The sequence below is a fragment of the Bradyrhizobium sp. USDA 4354 genome, from assembly GCF_054060315.1.
The window spans coordinates 4,280,209-4,299,671 of the sequence record NZ_JBSSDC010000001.1 but is presented as its reverse complement, the minus strand read 5'-3'; the positions used below and the strand labels follow the sequence as shown (position 1 = coordinate 4,299,671).

The window sequence follows — 19,463 nt, the reverse complement described above, 5'->3', positions numbered from 1 at the left end:
TCCTTACGCCGACGCGCGCAGCCGCGGGCGGTCCAGCATCATCGCCACGTCGGACGCCGGCCGCGGCTTGCTGAACAGATAACCCTGCGCCTGAGTGCAGCCTTCGCGCCGGAGCAGCTCGAGCTGCACGTCGTTCTCGACGCCTTCCGCCGTGGTGACGATGCCGAGGCTGCGGCCGAGGCCGGTCACCGCGCGGATGATCGCCATGGAATCCTCGCGCGTCGCCAGCTCCGACACGAAGGAGCGGTCGATCTTGATCTTGTCGAACGGGAAGCTGCGCAGATAGCTCAGCGACGAATAGCCGGTGCCGAAATCGTCGAGCGAGATCCGCACGCCCATGGCGCGCAGCTCGTGGAGGGTCGTGAGCGTCGCCTCGCTGTTCTGGAGCAGCACCGATTCGGTGATCTCGAGCTCGAGACGGCGCGCATCAAGCCCCGAGGTGGCCAGCGCTTCGGTCACGGACGCGATCAGGTTCGGGCTCTTGAACTGCACCGGCGATAAATTGACGGCGACATCGACGTCGTCGGGCCAAGTGGCTGCGTCGGTGCAGGCGGAGCGCAGCACGAACTCACCGAGCTGAACGATCAGCCCGGTCTCCTCGGCGAGCGGAATGAAGCTGATGGGCGCGATCAGCCCGCGTTGCGGATGGTTCCAGCGCAACAGCGCCTCGAAGGCAACCACACGACCGCTGGCGACGTCACGGATCGGCTGATAATAAACCTGAAACTCGTTGCGTTGCAGCGCCGCGCGCAGATCCATTTCCAACAGGCGCCGCGCTTGAGCGCGCGCATCCATGCCAGTCTCGAAGAAGCGATAGGTGCCGCGGCCATCCGCCTTGGCGCGGTAGAGCGCAAGATCGGCGTTCTTCAACAGCTCGTCGGGATTGCTGCCGTCCTGCGGCGACAGTGAGATGCCGATCGAAACACCGATCACGATCTGATGGTCGTCGATTTCGTAAGGCGCCGAGATCACCTCGACGAGGCGGCCGGCAAGGGACCTCGCAGCGGTCTCCTCGGAACGTCCGATCTGGACCACCGCGAACTCGTCGCCACCGAGCCGCGCCACGGTGTCGTTCTCGCCGACGGTGGCCTGCAGCCTGCGGCCGACCTCCTTGAGCAGCGCATCGCCGATGGGATGGCCGAGCGAGTCGTTGATGTCCTTGAAGTGATCGAGATCGAGACAGAGCACAGCGAGCTGGTCGCCCGACTTGGTCCGACGCAGCCCCTGCTCGAGCTCTTCGTGGAACAGCACCCGGTTCGGCAGGCTGGTCAGCGCGTCATGGCGGGCCATGTGCGATATCTTGGCCTGCGCCTCCAGCCATTCGGTAATGTCCTCGAAAGTCGCAACCCAGCCGCCGCCCTGCATCGGCTGGTTGACGACCCGGATGGAGCGGCCGAACCGGTTGACGACGTCGGTCGTGGTGCGGCCCTCGCGTGCGTCGGCGATGAGGCGCGCGAAGAATTCATCGGCGTCGCCCTGCCACTGGCCCTTGGCCTGCTCTTCCCTGAGCACGTCGACCAGCAGCCTGCCGGTGAGCAGGATGTCGGTACGACGGAGCATCGCGGCATAGCGCTCGTTGAACAGGATGATCTTGCCGTCGGCATCGAACATGCACAGTCCCTGCGACATGTTCTCCAGCGCGCTGTCCAACACGATCTGCTGGCGGCCCAATTCGCCCTTGGCGCGGCGGTCGAGCAGCGCGGCCACGAGCGCAATCGCGATGATCGCGACGGCGGCGCTGGCGGTGAGGAAGGACAGCGAGGCCGGCGGGATGGAGAGCCCGCTGATCGCGAGCGTCGGGTCCGGCGTCAGCAGCACCGCGCCCATCGCGGTGAAATGATGCGAGACGATGGCGACCGTCAGCAGGCTGGTCGCCGTCAGCGCATGCGAGAGGTCGTCGCGCCGGGCGGCAATGAACAATGCGAAAGCAGCAAAGACGATTCCGAACAGCACCGAGGCGGCAACCGTGCTTCCGATCCAATGCACCCGTGCCGGCATCTCCAGCGCCGCCATGCCGGTGTAATGCATCGCCGCGACACCCGTGCCGACGATGGCGCCGCCGAGAACGATCCACACCGGGCGCGATGACGATACGGCGATGCTCAGCCCCACGAAGGTCACGGAGATCGCAAGCACCAACGAGAGAATTGTCACCGGGATGTTGTAGGCGCCGGCGCCGCCCGGCCCGTAGGCAAGCATCGCGATGAAATGCGTCGCCCAGATGCCGCATCCGCTGACGGCCGCATCGAGGGCAATCCAGGCCAGACGCCCGGGGCCGTGCGTGGCGCGTGCGCGCTGAAACAGGCTGATCGCCGCGGCGCTGGCGAGCAGACACACGGCGCCGCCAAGCGCGACGAGTCGCCAATCATGCTCGTCGGTGAGACAGTAGAGAACTTGATACATTGCCGGCCCCTATCGACCGGCACTTGAGCCGACAGTGGTGGACGATCGGTAACCGGCTACAAGCCTGTTCGGGGATTGGTGAATGGAAGATGTGTGTGATCACTCACATTGTTCATCCTCGCGCCGGCGCACCGAGGCCGATCATGCCGGCCGGATGCCCCCGCCAAACAGCGCGCCGCGCGGACCACCGCGCGGCGCGTGTCAGCCAAACGTCGTCAGCTCGCCGCGCGCAGATTCACCTTGCTCTCAGCGAGCGTCGTCAGCTTCTTGTCGGTCGCCTTTTCTTCCTCGAGCGTCTTGGCGAGCACCGCCGCACAATCGTTGCGGCCGAGCTGCTTGGCCCAGGCGATCAGGCTGCCATAGCGGACGATCTCGTAATGTTCGGCGGCCTGGGCCGCATTGATCAGCGCCGCATCCAGCACCGCCTTGTCCGCAACCTCACCGGCGGTCTCGTCGGCTTCCTCGATGATGCCGTCGATGGCCGGGCAGTCGACCGCCTTCACGGCGACGCCGTGCATCTTGAACACTTCCTCGAGTCGTGCGACGTGCTGGTTGGTTTCCTCAAGGTGCGTCAAAAAGCCCTGTTTCAGCTGCGGATCTGTGGCCCTGCTTGCCATTTTCGGCAGCGCCTTGGTGAGCTGCTGCTCGGCATAATAGATGTCCTGGAGCTGATGCACGAACAGATCGTTCATGGTCTTGATGTCCTTTGTGAACAGTCCCATCGTTCCGATCCTCCTCGGGTCTTGGGAACACGGAGGCGCCGGCTTGGACGAAAAGCCGGATATTCCGCCATGCTCGATTGCTGATGGAGCCTAACGAGCACGCGGCATCGACGTTCCAAAAGGGCCAGGTACCCGCTTGCGCTGGAACAATGCGGACGGCGCCAGGATTCGAAATCATGTGCCACATTAAAGCCGCGAGCGGAGTCGGCTTCACGACTCATATGCTTAACGCGCAGCCGATATGAACCGCATATGACAAAAGTGGCCAATCCAACGCAGAACCTATTGTTGTCAAGGGCTGCACAAGCCGGTGTTTTTGCCTTAAATGAGCTGGATCATGTCTAGCGATCGATGCTTGCCTTTGGCCGTGGTCGCGCCCGACTGGCCAATCCGGCCGGGTCGGTGTTGCCCCCTGCCGGGAGGATGAATGCACGGACTGCTGCCCGCGCTGAAACGCGGCTTCAAGAGATGGATCGGCTGGCGACGGCTCGGCATTGCCGCAAGCGTCTTCATCATCGCCTTCGCGATCACCACGCTGGTGCGGACCCTCAAGGGCATCGATACCGGGGTCATCCTGACCGCATTGACCGAGATTCCCCGCGGCAACATCGGGCTGGCGGCGGTCTGCGTATTCTTTGCGTTCTGTACGCTGACCTTCTACGACTTTTTTGCACTGCGAACGATCGGCAAGAAGCACGTGCCCTATCGCATCGCGGCGCTCTCCAGCTTCACGTCCTATTCGATCGGCCACAACATCGGCGCCACCGTCTTCACCGGCGGAGCGATCCGTTTCCGGATCTATTCGGACTACGGGCTGAATGCGATCGACGTCGCGAAGATCTGCTTCCTGTCGGGCCTGACCTTCTGGCTCGGTAACATCTTCGTGCTCTCGATCGGCATGGCCATCCATCCGGATGCGGCCTCCTCGATGGATCAGCTCCCCTCGTCGCTCAACCGGTTGATCGCGCTCGGCGGCCTCGCATCGATCGGCGCTTATCTGGTCTGGCTCTGCATGGGCGAGAAGCGCCGCGAACTCGGCCAGAAGGGCTGGAAGGTGGTGCTGCCCTCGGCGCCGCTGACCTTGGTGCAGATCCTGATCGGCGTCGTCGATCTCGGCTTCTGCGCCACGGCGATGTACCTCTTGATGCCGTCCAACCCGCCGATCGACTTCATGTCGCTCGCGGTCGTGTTCATCCTGGCGACCCTGATCGGCTTTGCCAGCCACGCCCCCGGCTCGATCGGCGTGTTCGATGCCGCCATGCTGGTGGCGCTGCCCCAGTTCGGCCGCGAGGAGCTTCTGGCCACGCTGCTGGTGTTCCGCATTCTCTATTTCGTGATCCCGTTCGGCCTGGCCATCTCCATCATGGGCACGCGCGAGCTCTGGATGAATGTGGTCGCGCCGTGGCAGGAGCGGCGGCGGCTGGCGGAAGCCTGCGCGCAGGCCAACCTGCCCAAGGAGGTGACGCCGATGGAGCGCGAGCGGCTGCTGCGGCAGGCCAGCAAGCGCTGAGCCGCCTAAGGCGTCCCGGAAATCATCAGGCAAAGGTTGCAGGCCGAGGCGCAATCCTCTCTTATTTCCGCCTCAACTTTGCCGTTGAAGACGCGGGCCATGATCACCGTATTCCTTCGCACCCTCTCGGCAGGCGCCGTGCTGCTTGCCGGCATCCTGACTGCTTTGCCCGAGCGCGCCGCCGCGCAGGACGCCGGCACCATGCAGATTTCCTGGGAGGTGCGTAACCGCTTCCGGCTGTTCCGTGAGGAGCGCGACTTCCTGCTCCATGTCGAGAACGCGCGTAACCGCAGCATCCTTGCCGCCGAACAATCGCTGGAGCTCCAGAGCGAGGGCCGCGGCTGGGCCCGCAATATGGTCAACCGCCTGTGCATCGACCTCCAGGGCCGGGTCAACCAGCCTTGCACCCGCGACAACGTCAAAGAGAACTACATTACACCGATCGACCATCCGGTGACGGTACGCCTGACCGGCGCGGTGCCGGTCGGCGCCACCTGCGCCTGGTCGTTCGACGACGGCGACGGACCGCAAGCCTCGACCTTCGACTGCGCCGAGCCGATCAATTTGCGCGTCCGCTACGGCAAGCAGACGGTTGCGACCGTCGATGTCTCCGCCGGCTCGGACCCGACCCAGCGTGTCCAGACCGAGATCCAGGTCCGCGACATCTTCGTCGCCGGCCTCGGGGACAGCATCGCCTCCGGCGAGGGCAATCCGGACCGGCCGCTGGCACTGTCGGACGAAGGTTTTTGCTTCCGCTCCTATCTCGGCACCGCAGGCGCGCAGTATTACCGGCCGAGCCGCCACGGCTTCAAGGGCGGCCGCGCCTGCGAGGCGCCGGATACGCTCGCCAACTGGCAACGCTACAGCGCGCTCTGGTTCAACGCGCCCTGCCACCGCTCGCTGTACAGCTACCAGACGCGCACCGCGCTGGCGCTCGCGGTGCGCTACACCCACATCGCCGTGACCTACCTGCCGCTCGCCTGCACCGGAGCCAGCATTGGCGACGGGCTGCTCGGCTCGCAGCGCGCCCGCGAATGCCCGCCCGGCAAAGACCGGCGTCTGCAACACCAGCGTGACCGCCCAGGTCGCCGAGCTGCGCGAAGCACTCACCGCGGCAAAGAAACGCCAGCCCGAGCGCACGCTCGATCTCGTGCTGCTGTCGGTCGGCGCCAACGACGTCTATTTCTCCGGCCTGGTCGCCGACGTCATCGTCGACACCGCGACCGAACGGGCGCTGTTCCGCCGCTCCGGCGTGATGGCCGGCGTTGATGATTCCCGCGACGCGCTACAGCGCGAGCTGCCGCAGAACTTCGTCAAGCTGCGCGAGGCGCTGAAGCCTCTCGTCGGAGGCGACCTCTCGCATGTGGTCTATGTCTCCTACGCCAATCCTGCGCTCGCCGACGGCGGCGTGCCCTGCCGTGGCGGCCGTGCCGGCTTCGACATCCACCCGTCGTTCAACGCCGATCCGCAGCGCCTCGCCCGCATCTCCACCTTCGTCGACACCGAATTCCTGCCGCAGCTGAAGGGGCTCGCCACCTGCACCCGCGGCGCGCTGTGCCGCGATCCCGAGGCCGACCGCATGACCTTCGTCGACGCGCACCAGGCCGCGTTCGCCGACCACGGCTTCTGCGCCCATTCGGGCAACGATCCCGAATTCGACCGCAGCTGCTTTGCCGAGAACGGCCAGAGCTTCAATCCTGATATCGTCAGCGCGGCGAGCCAACCGATGCTGTGCGGCCGCGGCGCCTCGGAATATCGCGCCTACCTGCCTCGCGCGCGCTGGATCCGCGACGCCAATGACAGCTATTTCGCGGCGATGACCTATCCGCAAGGCTTGCCGGCGGCGAGCCAGCCGACCGACATCCACGACGCGACCTGGGGCGTGCTCTCCGCCGTCTATGGCGGCGCCGTGCACCCGAGCGCCGAAGGTCATGCCGCGATGGCGGATGCGGCGCTGCCGGCCGCGAGCGCCGTGCTCGGGCTCGATGCGGTGCCGCCGAACGTGACGCGGGGATTTCTGCCGCAGTTGCCGCCGAGCGCGCAGCAGTAGGCCGCGCTGCCTCGACACTTTCGGTGTCATCGCCCACGCAGGCGGGCGATCCAGTACGCCGTGACAGCAGTGATTGAATCGCGAGCCCGCGGCGTACTGGATTCCCCGCCTTCGCGGGGAATGACAGCGGTGTGGGCGGCATCATCTCGCGTATCACCACTGCTCGCAGATTCTCGTTACGCCAACATCGTTCCCTCCACCTGCCGTTCCATCAATCCAAAAACGGCATCGATCGATACTCCCTTGAACTTGGACACTTTGCCGCGCGCGCCTCTAGGAGTCGCCTTGAGGAAACGTTTCGAGTTCTAAGGAGGCGCGTGATGAGCGCAGTAGTGTCCGCAGCGGACGTGAGGAGGTCTCGCGTCAGGCTGTTCATCGTGACCATGTTGTTCCTGGTCACCACCGTGAATTATGCCGACCGCGCCACACTCTCGATCGCGGGTCCCGCGCTCTCGAAAGAGCTGCATCTCGATCCCGTCGCCATGGGCTGGATCTTCTCGGCCTTCGGCTGGTCCTACGTCGTGGCGCAGGTGCCGGGCGGCTGGCTGCTCGACCGCTACGGCTCGCGCCTCGTCTATGCCTTCAGCATCATCATCTGGTCGCTGTTCACGCTGATGCAGGGCTGGGTCGGCTTTCTCAGCGCCGGCGCTGCCGTCGTCGTGCTGTTCGCGCTTCGCCTCCTTGTCGGGGTCGCGGAAGCACCGTCCTTTCCCGCCAACGCCCGCATCGTCGCGGCCTGGTTTCCGGGCAATGAGCGCGGCACCGCATCGGCCTTCTTCAACTCCGGTCAGTACTTCGCCACCGTGATCTTCGCGCCGCTGATGGGCTGGATTGCGCACGCTTACGGCTGGCGCTTCGTGTTTTTCGTGATGGGCGCGCTCGGCATCGTGATGGGCCTCGTCTGGCTCAAGACCATCTATGGCCCGAAGGAGCATCCTTCGATCAACGACGCCGAGTTCGACTACATCAAGGACGGCGGCGCGCTGGTCGATCTCGACGCGCCCAAGGACGATCAACTGCGCGAGCGTGCGCCCGAGGCCGGCTCCGGCTGGGACCACATCCGCCAGTTGCTTTCCAACCGCATGATGCTCGGCGTCTATCTCGGCCAGTACTGCATCAACACGCTGACCTATTTCTTCCTGACCTGGTTTCCGGTCTACCTCGTCAAGGAGCGCGGCCTGTCGATCCTGCAAGCCGGCTTCGTCGCGACGCTGCCCGCGCTGTGCGGCTTCATCGGAGGCGTGCTCGGCGGCATCATCTCCGACGCGATCCTGCGCAGAACCGGCTCGCTGACCATGGCGCGCAAGATCCCGATCGTCGGCGGCATGCTGCTGTCGATGTCGATCATCGCCTGCAACTATGTCGAGGGACAGGCGCTGGTGGTCGGCTTCATGGCGCTCGCCTTCTTCGGCAAGGGCATCGGCGCGCTCGGCTGGGCGGTGGTCTCCGACACCTCCCCCAAGGAAGCCGGTGGCGTCTCCGGCGGCCTGTTCAACACCTTCGGCAACCTCTCCTCGATCACCACCCCGATCGTGATCGGCTACATCCTGGCCGCGACCGGCTCGTTCAACGGCGCGCTGGTGTTCGTCGGGCTCAACGCGCTGGTGGCGGCGTTCGCTTATCTCGCCATCGTCGGCAAGATCGAGCGGGTGACGCTCAAACGTTCCTCCTGAGAGCTCCCATGGGAGCTCGACCAGGCAACTCAACGGCGGCTTCACGGCCGCCGTCTTTGTTTTGGGGATGATCGATGCTAGAAGTGCCAGGGAAACGCCTTATCCATCTAAGGCATGTATCGATGTTCGACCTCAACCAGCTCCGCTGTTTCGTCACGGTGGCGGAGGAATTGCATTTCGGCCGCGCCGCCGCGCGGCTCAACATGACCCAGCCGCCGCTATCCCGGCAGATCCAGGTGCTCGAGCACATCATCGACGCGCCTCTGCTCGAGCGCACCAGCCGCTCGGTACGCCTGACCGCGGCGGGACGCAGCTTCCTGCCGGAGGCGAGGCGCATCCTCAAGCTTGCCGAAAGCGCCTCGCAGGTCGCCCGCCGCATCGCGCTCGGCAAGACCGGCTCGCTGAAGATCGGCTTCACCGCGGCCGCCGCCTACGGTTTCCTGCCGGAGCTCGTCGCCGCCTGCCGCGCCAAATTGCCGGAGGTCGATTTCTCGTTGAAGGAGATGGTGTCAGGCGACCAGTTCGAGGCGCTGACATCAGGCCAGATCGACGCCGGCCTGCTGAGGCCGCCGATCGCGCGGCCCGAGCTTGCCAGCCGCCGCGTCGTCGCCGAGCCCCTGCTCGCAGCGATCCCGAAGAAGCATCCGCTCGCGAATGCCGACAGCATCACCATCAAGGATTTCGACGACCAGCCGTTCGTGATGTACTCGCCCTATGAGAGCCGCTACTTCCACGACCTCTTGGTGGCGCTGTTCACCCGCGCCGACGTGCTGCCGCGCTACGTTCAGCATCTCAGCCAGATCCACTCGATCCTCGCGATGGTGCGCGCCGGCCTCGGCCTTGCCATCGTGCCGGCAGCGGCCGCGAGCCTGAAGATCTCCGACGTGCGGCTGCGCCCGCTGAAGTTGCGCACCCGGGTGCCCGTCGAGCTATTCATGGTGTGGCGGCGCGAGGACGAGAATCCGCTGCTGTCGGCGCTGGTCAAAATCGCCGGCGAATTGTCCTCCGCGGAGCTGACGGAGGATTGATGCTCAATCCGCATCGGTCGATATAGGCTTTGGCTTGGACGCGCATCGAACGGTCTCCTAAACCACGGCGCATGGACGCGCAGGCTTGCGTCCTCCACAACACGCACGAAGGGAGCAGCGCCCGTGAGCAAGATGACCCCGCAGGAAATGGCCCAGAAGATCGGATCGGGCCTCCTGTCCTTCCCCGTCACGCCGTTTAGGGCGGACTACTCCTTCGACGAAGCGACCTACCGCGCCAACATGGACTGGCTGTGCGGCTACGACGTTGCAGGTCTCTTCGCCGCCGGCGGCACCGGCGAGTTCTTCTCGCTGACGCCATCGGAGGTTCCGCAGATCGTGAAGGTCGCCGTCGACGAGACCAAGGGCCGCGTGCCCGTGCTCGCAGGCACCGGCTACGGCACCGCGATCGCCCGCGAGATCGCTGTTGGTGCCGAGGAGGCCGGCGCCGACGGCCTGCTGCTGCTGCCGCCCTATCTCACCCATTCCGAGCAGGAAGGCCTTGCTGCCCATGTCGAGGCGGTCTGTGCCTCCGTCAAGATCGGCGTCATCGTCTACAACCGCGACAACGCCATCCTTCAGCCCGATACGCTCGCGCGCCTTGCCGAGCGCTGCCCGAACCTCGTCGGCTACAAGGACGGCATCGGCGACATCGAGCTGATGACTCGCGTCTACACCAAGCTCGGCGACCGCCTCACCTATGTCGGCGGCCTGCCGACTGCGGAGACCTTCGCGCTGCCCTATCTCGACATGGGCGTGACGACCTATTCCTCGGCCGTGTTCAACTTCGTGCCGGAATTCGCCACCAATTTCTACGCTGCCGTGCGCAAGCGCGACCATGAGACCATCCATGCCGGCCTGAAGAACTTCATCCTGCCGCTGATCGCGATCCGCAATCGCAAGAAGGGTTATGCGGTCTCGATCATCAAGGCCGGCATGAAGGTGATCGGCCGCGATTCCGGCCCGGTCCGTCCGCCGCTGACCGATCTCACCGAGCACGAGATCGCGGAGCTGACCGCGCTGGTGAAGAAGCTGCCTGCCATCCGATCGTCACAACAGGCGGCAGAATAAGGCCAGTAAACAGGGAGGAGCGTGCGATGGCCCCGACTGAGATTTTAGGCGCGTCAGTCGCTGGCGCACCGGTTGTCACGGCGATGCAGGTGATCCCGGTCGCAGGCCGCGACAGCATGCTCCTCAACCTCAGCGGCGCGCATGCGCCGTTCTTCACCCGCAACATCATCATCCTTACCGACAATGCCGGTCACACCGGCGTCGGCGAGGTGCCGGGCGGGCAGAAGATCTGGCAGACCCTTCAGGACGCGCGCGATCTCGTGATCGGCAAGACCATCGGCGCGATGAACAACATCCTGGCCGACGTCCGCACCGCCTTCGCCGACCGCGACGCGGGTGGCCGCGGCAAGCAGACCTTTGACCTGCGGGTGATGATCCACGCGGTCACCGCGATCGAATCCGCCCTCCTCGACCTGCTCGGCCAGCATCTCAACCTGCCGGTCGCCGCCCTGCTCGGCGAAGGCCAGCAGCGCAAGCACGTCGAGACGCTCGGCTATCTCTTCTTCGTCGGCGATATCAGCAAGTCGAAGCTCGACTATGTCGCAGGCGAGACCGGCAAGGCGGAATGGTTCAACCTCCGCCACAAGGAGGCGATGACGCCCGAGACCGTTGTGCGGCTCGCGGAGGCCACCCACAACCATTACGGCTTTGCCGATTTCAAGCTCAAGGGCGGCGTGCTCCGCGGCGAGCAGGAGATCGAGGCCGTCACCGCCATTGCAAAGCGTTTCCCGAACGCGCGCGTCACGCTCGACCCGAACGGCGCCTGGTCGCTCGACGAGGCGATCAGCCTCTGCAAGGACATGCACGGCACCCTCGCCTATGCCGAGGATCCTTGCGGCGCGGAGGCCGGCTTCTCCGGCCGCGAGATCATGGCCGAGTTCCGCCGCGCCACCGGCCTGCCGACCGCGACCAACATGATCGCGACCGACTGGCGGCAGCTCTCCCATGCGCTGCGCCTCGGCGCGGTGGACATTCCGCTGGCCGATCCCCATTTCTGGACCATGCAAGGCTCGGTGCGCGTCGCCCAGACCTGCCGTGACAACGGCCTGACCTGGGGCTCGCACTCCAACAACCATTTCGACGTTTCGCTGGCCATGTTCACCCATGTCGGCGCCGCCGCCCCCGGCAAGGTCACCGCGATCGACACCCACTGGATCTGGCAGGACGGCCAGGCCCTGACGAAAGAGCCGCTCCAGATCAGGGGCGGCAAGATCGCCGTGCCTGACAGGCCGGGCCTCGGCATCGAGATCGACCGCGCCGCCATCGAGGCCGCGCATGAGCTCTACAAGAAGCATGGACTTGGCGCCCGGGATGACGCTATTGCCATGCAGGACCTGATCCCCGGCTGGACCTTCGACGACAAGCGTCCCTGCCTCGTTCGTTAAAATACTCTGGAGGAAACGATGACTGCGATCCTGAAGAACTTCATCGGCGGCGAATGGGTCGACGGCTCCGGCGTCACCAGGAACATCAACCCCTCCAACACCAACGACATGGTCGGCGAATACGCCAAGGCCGACAAGGCGCAGACCGAGAAGGCGATCGCCGCCGCAAAGGCCGCGTTCCCCGCCTGGGCGCGCTCGACGCCGCAGGAGCGCTATGACGCGCTGAACAAGATTTCTGGCGAGATCCTCTCCCGCAAGGAAGAGCTCGGCCGCCTGCTCGCCCGTGAGGAAGGCAAGACGCTGCCGGAAGGTATCGGCGAGGTCGCGCGTGCCGGCCAGATCTTTGCGTTCTTCGCCGGCGAAGCGCTGCGCCTGATCGGCGAGAAGGGCGCCTCGGTCCGTCCCGGCCTCGACGTCGAGCTTACCCGTGAGCCGGTCGGCGTCGTCGGCATGATCACGCCCTGGAATTTCCCGATCGCGATCCCGGCCTGGAAGATCGCCCCGGCGCTCTGCTACGGCAACACGGTGGTGTTCAAGCCGGCCGAGTTGGTGCCTGGCTCTGGACATGCGCTGGCCGAGATCATCACCCGTTCCGGCATTCCCGCCGGCGTGTTCAACCTCGTGGTCGGCTCCGGCTCGGTGGTCGGCCAGACCCTGCTTGACCACCCCGACGTGGCTGCGATCTCCTTCACCGGCTCGGTGCAGACGGGGCGCAAGATCGCGCAGGCCTGTGTGCTCTCGACCCCGATGAAGAAGTTCCAGCTCGAGATGGGCGGCAAGAATCCGCTGGTCGTGCTCGACGACGCCGACCTCAAGACCGCGGTCGAGGTCGCCGTCAACGGCGCCTATTTCTCGACCGGCCAGCGCTGCACCGCCTCCTCCCGCCTGATCGTCACGGAGGGCATCCACGACCGCTTCGTCGCGGCGATGGCCGAGCGGCTGAAGGGCCTGTCGGTGGACGACGCGCTCAAGGCCGGCGTGCATATCGGGCCCGTGGTCGACCAGAACCAGCTCGACCAGGACCTGCGCTACATCAAGATCGGCCAGGACGAAGGCGCCAAGCTCGCCTTCGGCGGCGAGTTGCTCAAGCGCGAGAACCCCGGTCACTATTTGCAGCCGGCACTGTTCACCGAAGCCAACAACAACATGCGCATCGCGCGCGAGGAGATTTTTGGCCCCGTCGCCGCGGTCATCCGCGCCAAGAACTACGAAGAAGCGCTCGCCATCTCCAACGACACCGAGTTCGGCCTCGCCTCCGGCATCTGCACCACCAGCCTGAAATACGCCTCGCACTACAAGCGCAACAGCGAGTCCGGCATGGTGATGGTCAACCTGCCGACCGCCGGCGTCGACTATCACGTGCCGTTCGGCGGCCGGAAAGGCTCGAGCTACGGCGCCCGCGAGCAGGGCTCCTATGCGCGCGAGTTCTACACCACGGTGAAGACGGCTTATACGTTCCCGGGCTGATCACGGGAAAGATATCGTAGGGTGGGCAAAGCGAAGCGTGCCCACCACTTACGTTCGATGAGAAGCACGGTGGGCGCGGCGCGATGCGCCTTTGCCCACCTACGGCTTCGGAGCAAGCGCATATGGACCAGGACGTCGCAGCGAAAGAGCAGCCCCGCTACATCAAACTTAACGAGCGCGACAATGTCGCGATCGTGGTCAATGATTTCGGGCTTCCCGCCGGCTCCCGCTTCGCCAGCGGGTTGACGCTGCGTGCCTTCGTGCCGCAGGGACACAAGACCGCGCTGGTCGACATCGCGGAAGGCGAACCGATCATCCGTTATGGCGAGATCATCGGCTACGCGCTCTCGCCGATCCTGGTCGGCGAATGGGTCGACGAAGCGCGCATCCGCATGCCGGAGGCCCCTGCCCTCGACAAGCTCGAGATCTCCACCGCCGTGCCCGCGCCGCTGCCACCGCTCGAAGGTTTCACCTTCGAGGGCTACCGCAATCCGGACGGATCGGTCGGCACCAAGAACATCCTCGGCATCTCCTCCTCCGTGCAATGCGTCAAGGGCACGATGGAATATGCGGTGAAGCGCATCCGTGCCGAGCTGCTGCCGAAGTACCCCAACGTCGACGATGTCGTGCCGCTGACGCACGCCTATGGCTGCGGCGTCGCCATCACCGCGCCCGACGCGGTGGTGCCGATCCGCACCCTGCAGAACCTCGCGCTGAACCCGAATTTCGGCGGCGAGATCCTGGTCGTCGGCCTCGGCTGCGAGAAGCTCGCGCCCGAGCGCCTGGTGCCGGAAGGTATCAGCGATGCCATCGTCCGCATGCAGGACGAAGCCTTCGACGGCTTCGGTGCCATCGTCGATGCGATCATGACCCAGGCGGAAGCGCGGATGAAGGTGCTCAACACCCGCAAGCGAGAGACCTGCCCGGCCTCCGATCTCGTCATCGGCCTTCAATGCGGCGGCAGCGACGCCTTCTCCGGCGTCACCGCCAATCCCGCCGTCGGCTTCGCCGCCGACCTGCTGGTGCGCGCCGGCGCCACCGTGATGTTCTCGGAAGTCACGGAAGTGCGCGATGCCATCCAGCTACTCACCCGGCGCGCCATCAACGAGGATGTCGGCCGTGCGCTGGTGCGCGAGATGGCCTGGTACGATTCCTATCTCGCCCGCGGCGGCGCCGACCGCAGCGCCAACACCACGCCCGGCAACAAGAAGGGGGGCCTTGCCAACATCGTCGAGAAGTCGCTCGGCTCGATCGTGAAGTCCGGCTCGAGCGCTATCACCGGCGTGCTCTCGCCCGGCGAGAAGGCGACGCAGAAGGGCATGCTGTTCGCGGCAACGCCCGCCTCCGACTTCATCTGCGGCACGCTGCAGCTCGCCTCCGGCATGACGCTGCAGGTGTTCACCACCGGCCGCGGCACGCCCTATGGCCTCGCGGCCGCGCCCGTGATCAAGGTCGCGACCCGCAGTGAGCTCGCACGGCGCTGGAAGGACCTGATCGATTTCGATTCAGGCAGCATCGCCACCGGCGAGAAGACTATCGAGGAATGCGGCTGGGACCTGTTCCGCCTGATCCTCGACGTCGCCTCCGGCCGCACCAAGCCGTGGTCGGACCGCTGGGGCATCCACAATGATCTCACGCTGTTCAATCCCGCGCCGGTGACCTGAGGGTCATTGGCTATCGATCAGGTGCATGTCGCCCAGCGTGAGGGGGAGGCTGCGGACGATGAGGTCCGCTAACGCCGCGCGCAGCCGTTCGCTTGAAGCCGCGCTCTCGAGCGTCGCTTCGATTGGTCCGCTCGGGCCGGCGATCCGCACCGTGCCGGTGTTGTCGAGCGGCGCGGCCGCGCGCTTCTCGATCACGTCGAACGTCTTGCCGTCAATGACGCGAACTTCGTACAGCGCGTGGATCAGGCCATAGTCTGCAAGCAGCGTCCGATATTCGGCGAGCCCGACGCCCTCGACGTTGCGGCCGTTTCCAAGCTTGGATCTCGCCCGAGTGATGACGATATACGCATCCAGTCCCTGCGGCGTGACATCGCTACGAACCAGCTCCTTGAACGGATCGCTGCGCAAAAGATTGACGGGCGCAACTGCCGAATCCCTGATCGCAGCGAAGGCGGCGCGCCTGTAGTTCACCGGCTGCACGCGAAAACGCCCGCCGAGAAGCCTCGTCGCCTGCTGGACGATCAGCTCGTCCAGCCCCCATGCGCTGATCGAGGCGCTTTGCGCGGCGTTGTCGAGCCCGGTCAGGCCGGCTCGCGTCAGGCTCATCTCCTCGCCGATCGCCGAGACGATGCCCACGGTCTTGATCGCCTGAAGCCGGCTCGCGCGCGTCTCGAACGCCGCGGCCGCGCCGAGGGCGATGCAAGCGGCCGCGAGGCCAACCCATAGAAAAGCAATGCGGCGCATGACGGCTCATCGAATCCTGAAATCGAACGAATAGGATGCCCCGATGCCAACGGTGGTCTGGTTCGACGATCCGCGCAGCTTCACGAGCGGGCTATCTGCGGCGTCACCGAGCAGCTTCTCGTACTCGACATAGGCGTGAACCTCCCACTGCGGATTGATGCGGTAGGAGATCTGGCTGCCGAAGCCGACCGAGTGCGCACCGCCTCTGGCGTCATATCTCGGCAACCCCGATGCCAGCGCCCGCGCGGCATCGACGCCGAAATACGGCGCGGTGGCCTTGGTGCTCTTCCAGGTGAAGCGCGGGCCGGCCGAGATCGTCAGCCTCTGGATCAGCGGGACGATGACATCGGCGGAGACATCGGCCACGGTACCGGTATGGCCGCCCATGCCCTGACGCAATTCGCTGCGCAGGCGCAGCCAGTCGACCGGATAATATTCGACGAAACCGCCAAGTTCGTATGCGGCGTCGACATTGCCGAGGCCTGTCAGCTCCGCATATTTGTCGCTCTTGCGCGACGAGACGTATTTGAACGCGGGGCCCGCGCGAAAATTGCCGACGTCGAGTAACGCGATGCTGGCGCTGTCGCGCGGTCCGCGAAACTGGTCGATCGATCCGGCACGGCGGATGGTGAAGATCGGAATCGGACGAAACTTGCCGTTGTTCGATCCGACGAAGTCAGGCGTGTATTCGCCGCCGATGCCGACCATGACGGTCCAGCTTCCGGACGGCGAAGGCAGCATCGGCAGCTCGAATGGTGGCGCCGGCAGCGTGAACGCGGTCTGCGCCGATGCGGATTGCTCAGTCGCCATGATCGCACCGAGCGCAGCAAGGCAGGCGGTGGTCCGCCGCGCGGTCGCCGTTAGGCGGAGAGCGGCTTCTTCGAAATCATTCATTGCGGGGCCCCGGACCGGCCTTGCAGGCCGAGTCGACTGTTGTGGTTAGGAGCCACAGCATCTGGTCCGGCTAAATTGCCCGAAGATTGCAAGGTGCGATTCACTGTCTCGGGGATACGTCCGGCACTGGCTAAGCACGCCGCCGGATCAACATTGCCCCAACATTGCCGGGCTGCGATCATGCCCTCAAAACTTGACGGGCCGTGCCCGCGAGCTCACCCATTCCTGCCTTTTATTCGCCAAGCTCGCTGCCTTAATGGGAACCCTTGCGCACGAGCCGAAACGCCAGACTTCGGCCAGGGAGCGTCACGGTCAGGGTTTTGTTGCCCCAGCAGAGTCAAGGACGACCCGCGTGCGCTCCCTCGTGATCGAAGACGAACCGCAGATCGGCGCCTATGTCAGCCGCCTGCTCGGGCAATTGCACGGCATCGTCGACCTCGTCGGCTCGATCGCTGATGCCCGTCAGGCGCTGGACAATTTCAAATATGATCTCGCGATCGTCGACCGGATGCTGCCCGACGGCGATGCGCTCCAGGTGGTCACAGCGCTGAGCCAATCGCCCGACCGCCCTGCGATCATCATGCTGACGTCCAAGGACGCCAAGGAAGACATCGTCGAGGGCCTCAATGGCGGCGCCGACGACTATCTCGGAAAACCGTTCGAGCCGCAGGAATTGATTGCGCGAGTGCGCGCGGTGCTGCGCCGGCCCCGGCTGCTCGCCCCATCGGTGCTGTCGCTCGGCAATGTCGAGCTGCACCTCGGCAGCAACGAGGCGGTGGTCGCCGACACCAGAATCCTGCTGCGCCGGCGCGAGGCGCTGATCCTGGGGGCGCTGCTGATGCGACGCGACCGCGTCATCACCCGCGCCGCCCTGATCGAGGAGATCTACGGCTTCGACGACGAGATCGAATCCAACACGCTCGAGGCGCAGGTCTCGCGCCTGCGGAAGAAGCTGGCCGAGCTCGGCGGCGACGTCGAGATCCGCAGCATGCGCGGCATCGGGTACATCCTGCGGCTGGCAACGCCGCGATGAGGTCGATCGCCCAAACGTTTGCGTTCTCGCTCGGCATCGCCGCCACGACCATCTTCTTGGTCACGGTCGCGATCTTCGTCTCGAGGTACCCGATGCAGGAACGCGAGTTCAGGGCCTGCCGGGTGGTGGCCGCCATTCTCGATCGTGCCTCCGATGTCGATGGGCAAAACCTGACGGTACGTCCGACCCCCGCGCTCGAGGAATTGAAGGCGGATAGCCCGAACCTCTGGTACGTCGTATCCGTCGGAGATCTCGTCAACGAGTACGGAAGCGAGCACCGACCGGCGCTTCCCTTCGCATTCCCTTATCGCGGGCCCGTCGGCTTGTCCGTCTTCAGCACCCACGACCAGAACAGCACGTTCTGTCTCGCCGTTGCGCAACGCGGCTCCTTGCGTCTCACGACGATGGTCGGCGAGCCTCAGGTTCGCTTTGGCCGGATTGCAAGGAGCTCCCTCGTCCGCAACATGTTCTCGATCCTCCTGGTGGCGCTGGCCTTTGCAGCGACCGTCGCGATCGGTTCGGCGCTTGCTGCGCGTTTCGTCTCACGCGGCATCGAACGGGTCGCGCACCGCGCGCTCGCGATCGATCCCTCGGCCCCGCAAGGTTCGATATCGCTGTCCGAAGTCCCATCCGAGTTGAAACCCCTGGTCGAGGCGCTGAACCGCGCCTTCGGCGAGATCGACGCCTATATCAAGATGCAGCGCCGCTTTCTCGGCAATGCCGCCCATCAGCTCCGCACGCCGCTCACGCTGCTTCGTGCAAAGATCGACGACGTGTCCGATCCGGCACTGAAGGCCGAGCTGGTGCGCGACGTCCGCCGCCTGACGTCGCTGGTCTCCGCCATGCTCGACCTCGCGCGCCTGCAAAATCACGCGATCGAAAAGCGGCCGATCGATCTCGCCGAGATCACGCTGGACGTGCTGGCCGATTTCGGTCCCTCGGCGCTGGACGCCGGCATCGAGCTTGCACTTGAGCGGGCCGACGAAGGTCCGTTCCTGGTCGAGGGCGTGGATGCGGCCATCCGCAGTGCGCTCGCCAACCTCGTCGGCAACGCGCTCATCCACGCCCGTGGCGCGCGGCGCATTGTCGCCACGCTCGGCCGCGGCAGCATCTCGATCAACGATGACGGCGCAGGCCTGCCCGGCGGCGCGGAGCACAAGCTGCTGGAGCCGTTTCAGACCGGCAACAGCGCAGGCGACGGCGCCGGCCTCGGCCTGTCGATCGTCCGCGAGATCATGGCCGCCCACGGCGGCGAGCTCGTCATCGCCTCCGAGCCCGGCCGCGGCACGACGATGCGCCTGTGCTTTCCCGCGGCTGCCGCCCCGGTCAAATCTCCGCAGCTTGATCTGCAAGAGCTTTAAACGGGCGCATCGGCGCTTCCGCGAAACCGTCCGGAAATATTGGCGCAGAAAACTTCTTCCGCGTTTCGTCCTTTCGCATCAAGCAATCAATATCTGCGCCGAAGGCGATGGGAATGTTCGCGCACGAGCGAACCTGTTCCGGCATCGAGGCGACCAAACCTCCGATTGACATCTTTCACGGAGATTTTCCAATGCGTGTTCTCTCGATGATTGCCGTTGCCGGCGCCATGATTGCGAGCTCGGCCGCTGCCTTCGCCACCGAGCTTCCCTCTTACGAAGTGACGTCGTTTCCGATCTCGGCGACGCAGGTGCAGGTGCTCGGCGGCGCCGGCGTCGAGGAGCAGTCGGCAAGCCCTGCGATGATCGTCGCCGGCATGCCCGCCTCGCCCGCACAGGTCTCGGTGCTGTCGGCGCGCGCGAAGCGGCTTGCGAGCGCGGGCTCGAACAGAGAGGCGCGCTAA

14 protein-coding genes and 1 pseudogene are annotated in these 19,463 nt (G+C 65.2%); 11 read left to right on the top strand and 4 right to left on the bottom strand.

Annotated elements, in window-relative coordinates; all coding sequences use genetic code 11:
* Window positions 1-3: 3 nt before the first annotated feature.
* The gene (locus tag ACVIIV_RS19550) at window positions 4-2,403 is read right to left on the bottom strand and encodes a bifunctional diguanylate cyclase/phosphodiesterase (RefSeq protein ID WP_456745619.1); all 2,400 of its coding nucleotides are present in this window, start codon (window positions 2,401-2,403) and stop codon (window positions 4-6) included.
* A gap of 215 nt (window positions 2,404-2,618) precedes the next feature.
* Entirely contained in the window at window positions 2,619-3,125 is a 507-nt protein-coding gene (locus ACVIIV_RS19545; protein WP_456745618.1) for a YciE/YciF ferroxidase family protein, read from the bottom strand.
* Between the two features lie 427 nt (window positions 3,126-3,552).
* Here ACVIIV_RS19545 and ACVIIV_RS19540 point away from each other — a divergent pair, with 427 nt between their 5' ends.
* The 8 genes and pseudogenes from ACVIIV_RS19540 (at window position 3,553) to garD (ending at window position 14,970) form a co-directional block, all read left to right on the top strand.
* Window positions 3,553-4,635: a lysylphosphatidylglycerol synthase transmembrane domain-containing protein gene (locus tag ACVIIV_RS19540; RefSeq protein WP_456745617.1), complete on the top strand. Its 1,083-nt coding sequence runs from the start codon at window positions 3,553-3,555 to the stop codon at window positions 4,633-4,635.
* Window positions 4,636-4,734: 99 nt separating this feature from the next.
* Window positions 4,735-6,685: pseudogene (locus tag ACVIIV_RS19535) on the top strand (hypothetical protein).
* 320 nt (window positions 6,686-7,005) lie between these two features.
* On the top strand, window positions 7,006-8,358 hold the full coding sequence (locus ACVIIV_RS19530) for an MFS transporter (RefSeq protein WP_456745616.1): 1,353 nt from the start codon (window positions 7,006-7,008) through the stop codon (window positions 8,356-8,358).
* Between the two features lie 122 nt (window positions 8,359-8,480).
* On the top strand, window positions 8,481-9,386 hold the full coding sequence (locus tag ACVIIV_RS19525; RefSeq protein ID WP_456745615.1) for a LysR substrate-binding domain-containing protein: 906 nt from the start codon (window positions 8,481-8,483) through the stop codon (window positions 9,384-9,386).
* Between the two features lie 123 nt (window positions 9,387-9,509).
* Entirely contained in the window at window positions 9,510-10,454 is a 945-nt protein-coding gene (kdgD, locus tag ACVIIV_RS19520; protein WP_456745614.1) for a 5-dehydro-4-deoxyglucarate dehydratase, read from the top strand.
* Window positions 10,455-10,480: 26 nt separating this feature from the next.
* Window positions 10,481-11,839: a glucarate dehydratase gene (gene gudD / locus ACVIIV_RS19515; RefSeq protein WP_456745613.1), complete on the top strand. Its 1,359-nt coding sequence runs from the start codon at window positions 10,481-10,483 to the stop codon at window positions 11,837-11,839.
* An 18-nt stretch (window positions 11,840-11,857) separates the two neighbouring features.
* Entirely contained in the window at window positions 11,858-13,306 is a 1,449-nt protein-coding gene (locus ACVIIV_RS19510; RefSeq protein WP_456745612.1) for an aldehyde dehydrogenase family protein, read from the top strand.
* Between the two features lie 122 nt (window positions 13,307-13,428).
* On the top strand, window positions 13,429-14,970 hold the full coding sequence (gene garD / locus ACVIIV_RS19505) for a galactarate dehydratase (protein ID WP_456745611.1): 1,542 nt from the start codon (window positions 13,429-13,431) through the stop codon (window positions 14,968-14,970).
* A gap of 3 nt (window positions 14,971-14,973) precedes the next feature.
* Here garD and ACVIIV_RS19500 read toward each other — a convergent pair whose 3' ends face one another.
* A complete protein-coding gene (locus tag ACVIIV_RS19500) occupies window positions 14,974-15,714 on the bottom strand; it encodes a hypothetical protein (protein ID WP_456745610.1) in 741 nt (246 codons plus the stop codon).
* A gap of 6 nt (window positions 15,715-15,720) precedes the next feature.
* Window positions 15,721-16,608: a MipA/OmpV family protein gene (locus ACVIIV_RS19495; protein ID WP_456745609.1), complete on the bottom strand. Its 888-nt coding sequence runs from the start codon at window positions 16,606-16,608 to the stop codon at window positions 15,721-15,723.
* A 352-nt stretch (window positions 16,609-16,960) separates the two neighbouring features.
* On the opposite strand from ACVIIV_RS19495, the gene ACVIIV_RS19490 reads away from it, so the two are divergent.
* From ACVIIV_RS19490 to ACVIIV_RS19480, 3 genes are all read left to right on the top strand, one after another.
* Window positions 16,961-17,641 carry a response regulator transcription factor gene (locus ACVIIV_RS19490; RefSeq protein WP_456745608.1) on the top strand — a complete coding sequence of 227 codons (681 nt, stop codon included), beginning with the start codon at window positions 16,961-16,963 and terminating at the stop codon, window positions 17,639-17,641.
* Window positions 17,638-19,002, top strand: coding sequence for a sensor histidine kinase (locus ACVIIV_RS19485; RefSeq protein ID WP_456745607.1), 1,365 nt, complete (start codon window positions 17,638-17,640; stop codon window positions 19,000-19,002). Before ACVIIV_RS19490 ends, ACVIIV_RS19485 begins: the two co-directional genes overlap by 4 nt.
* A 191-nt stretch (window positions 19,003-19,193) precedes the next feature.
* Window positions 19,194-19,463, top strand: a complete 270-nt coding sequence (locus ACVIIV_RS19480) for a hypothetical protein (protein WP_456745606.1) — start codon at window positions 19,194-19,196, stop codon at window positions 19,461-19,463.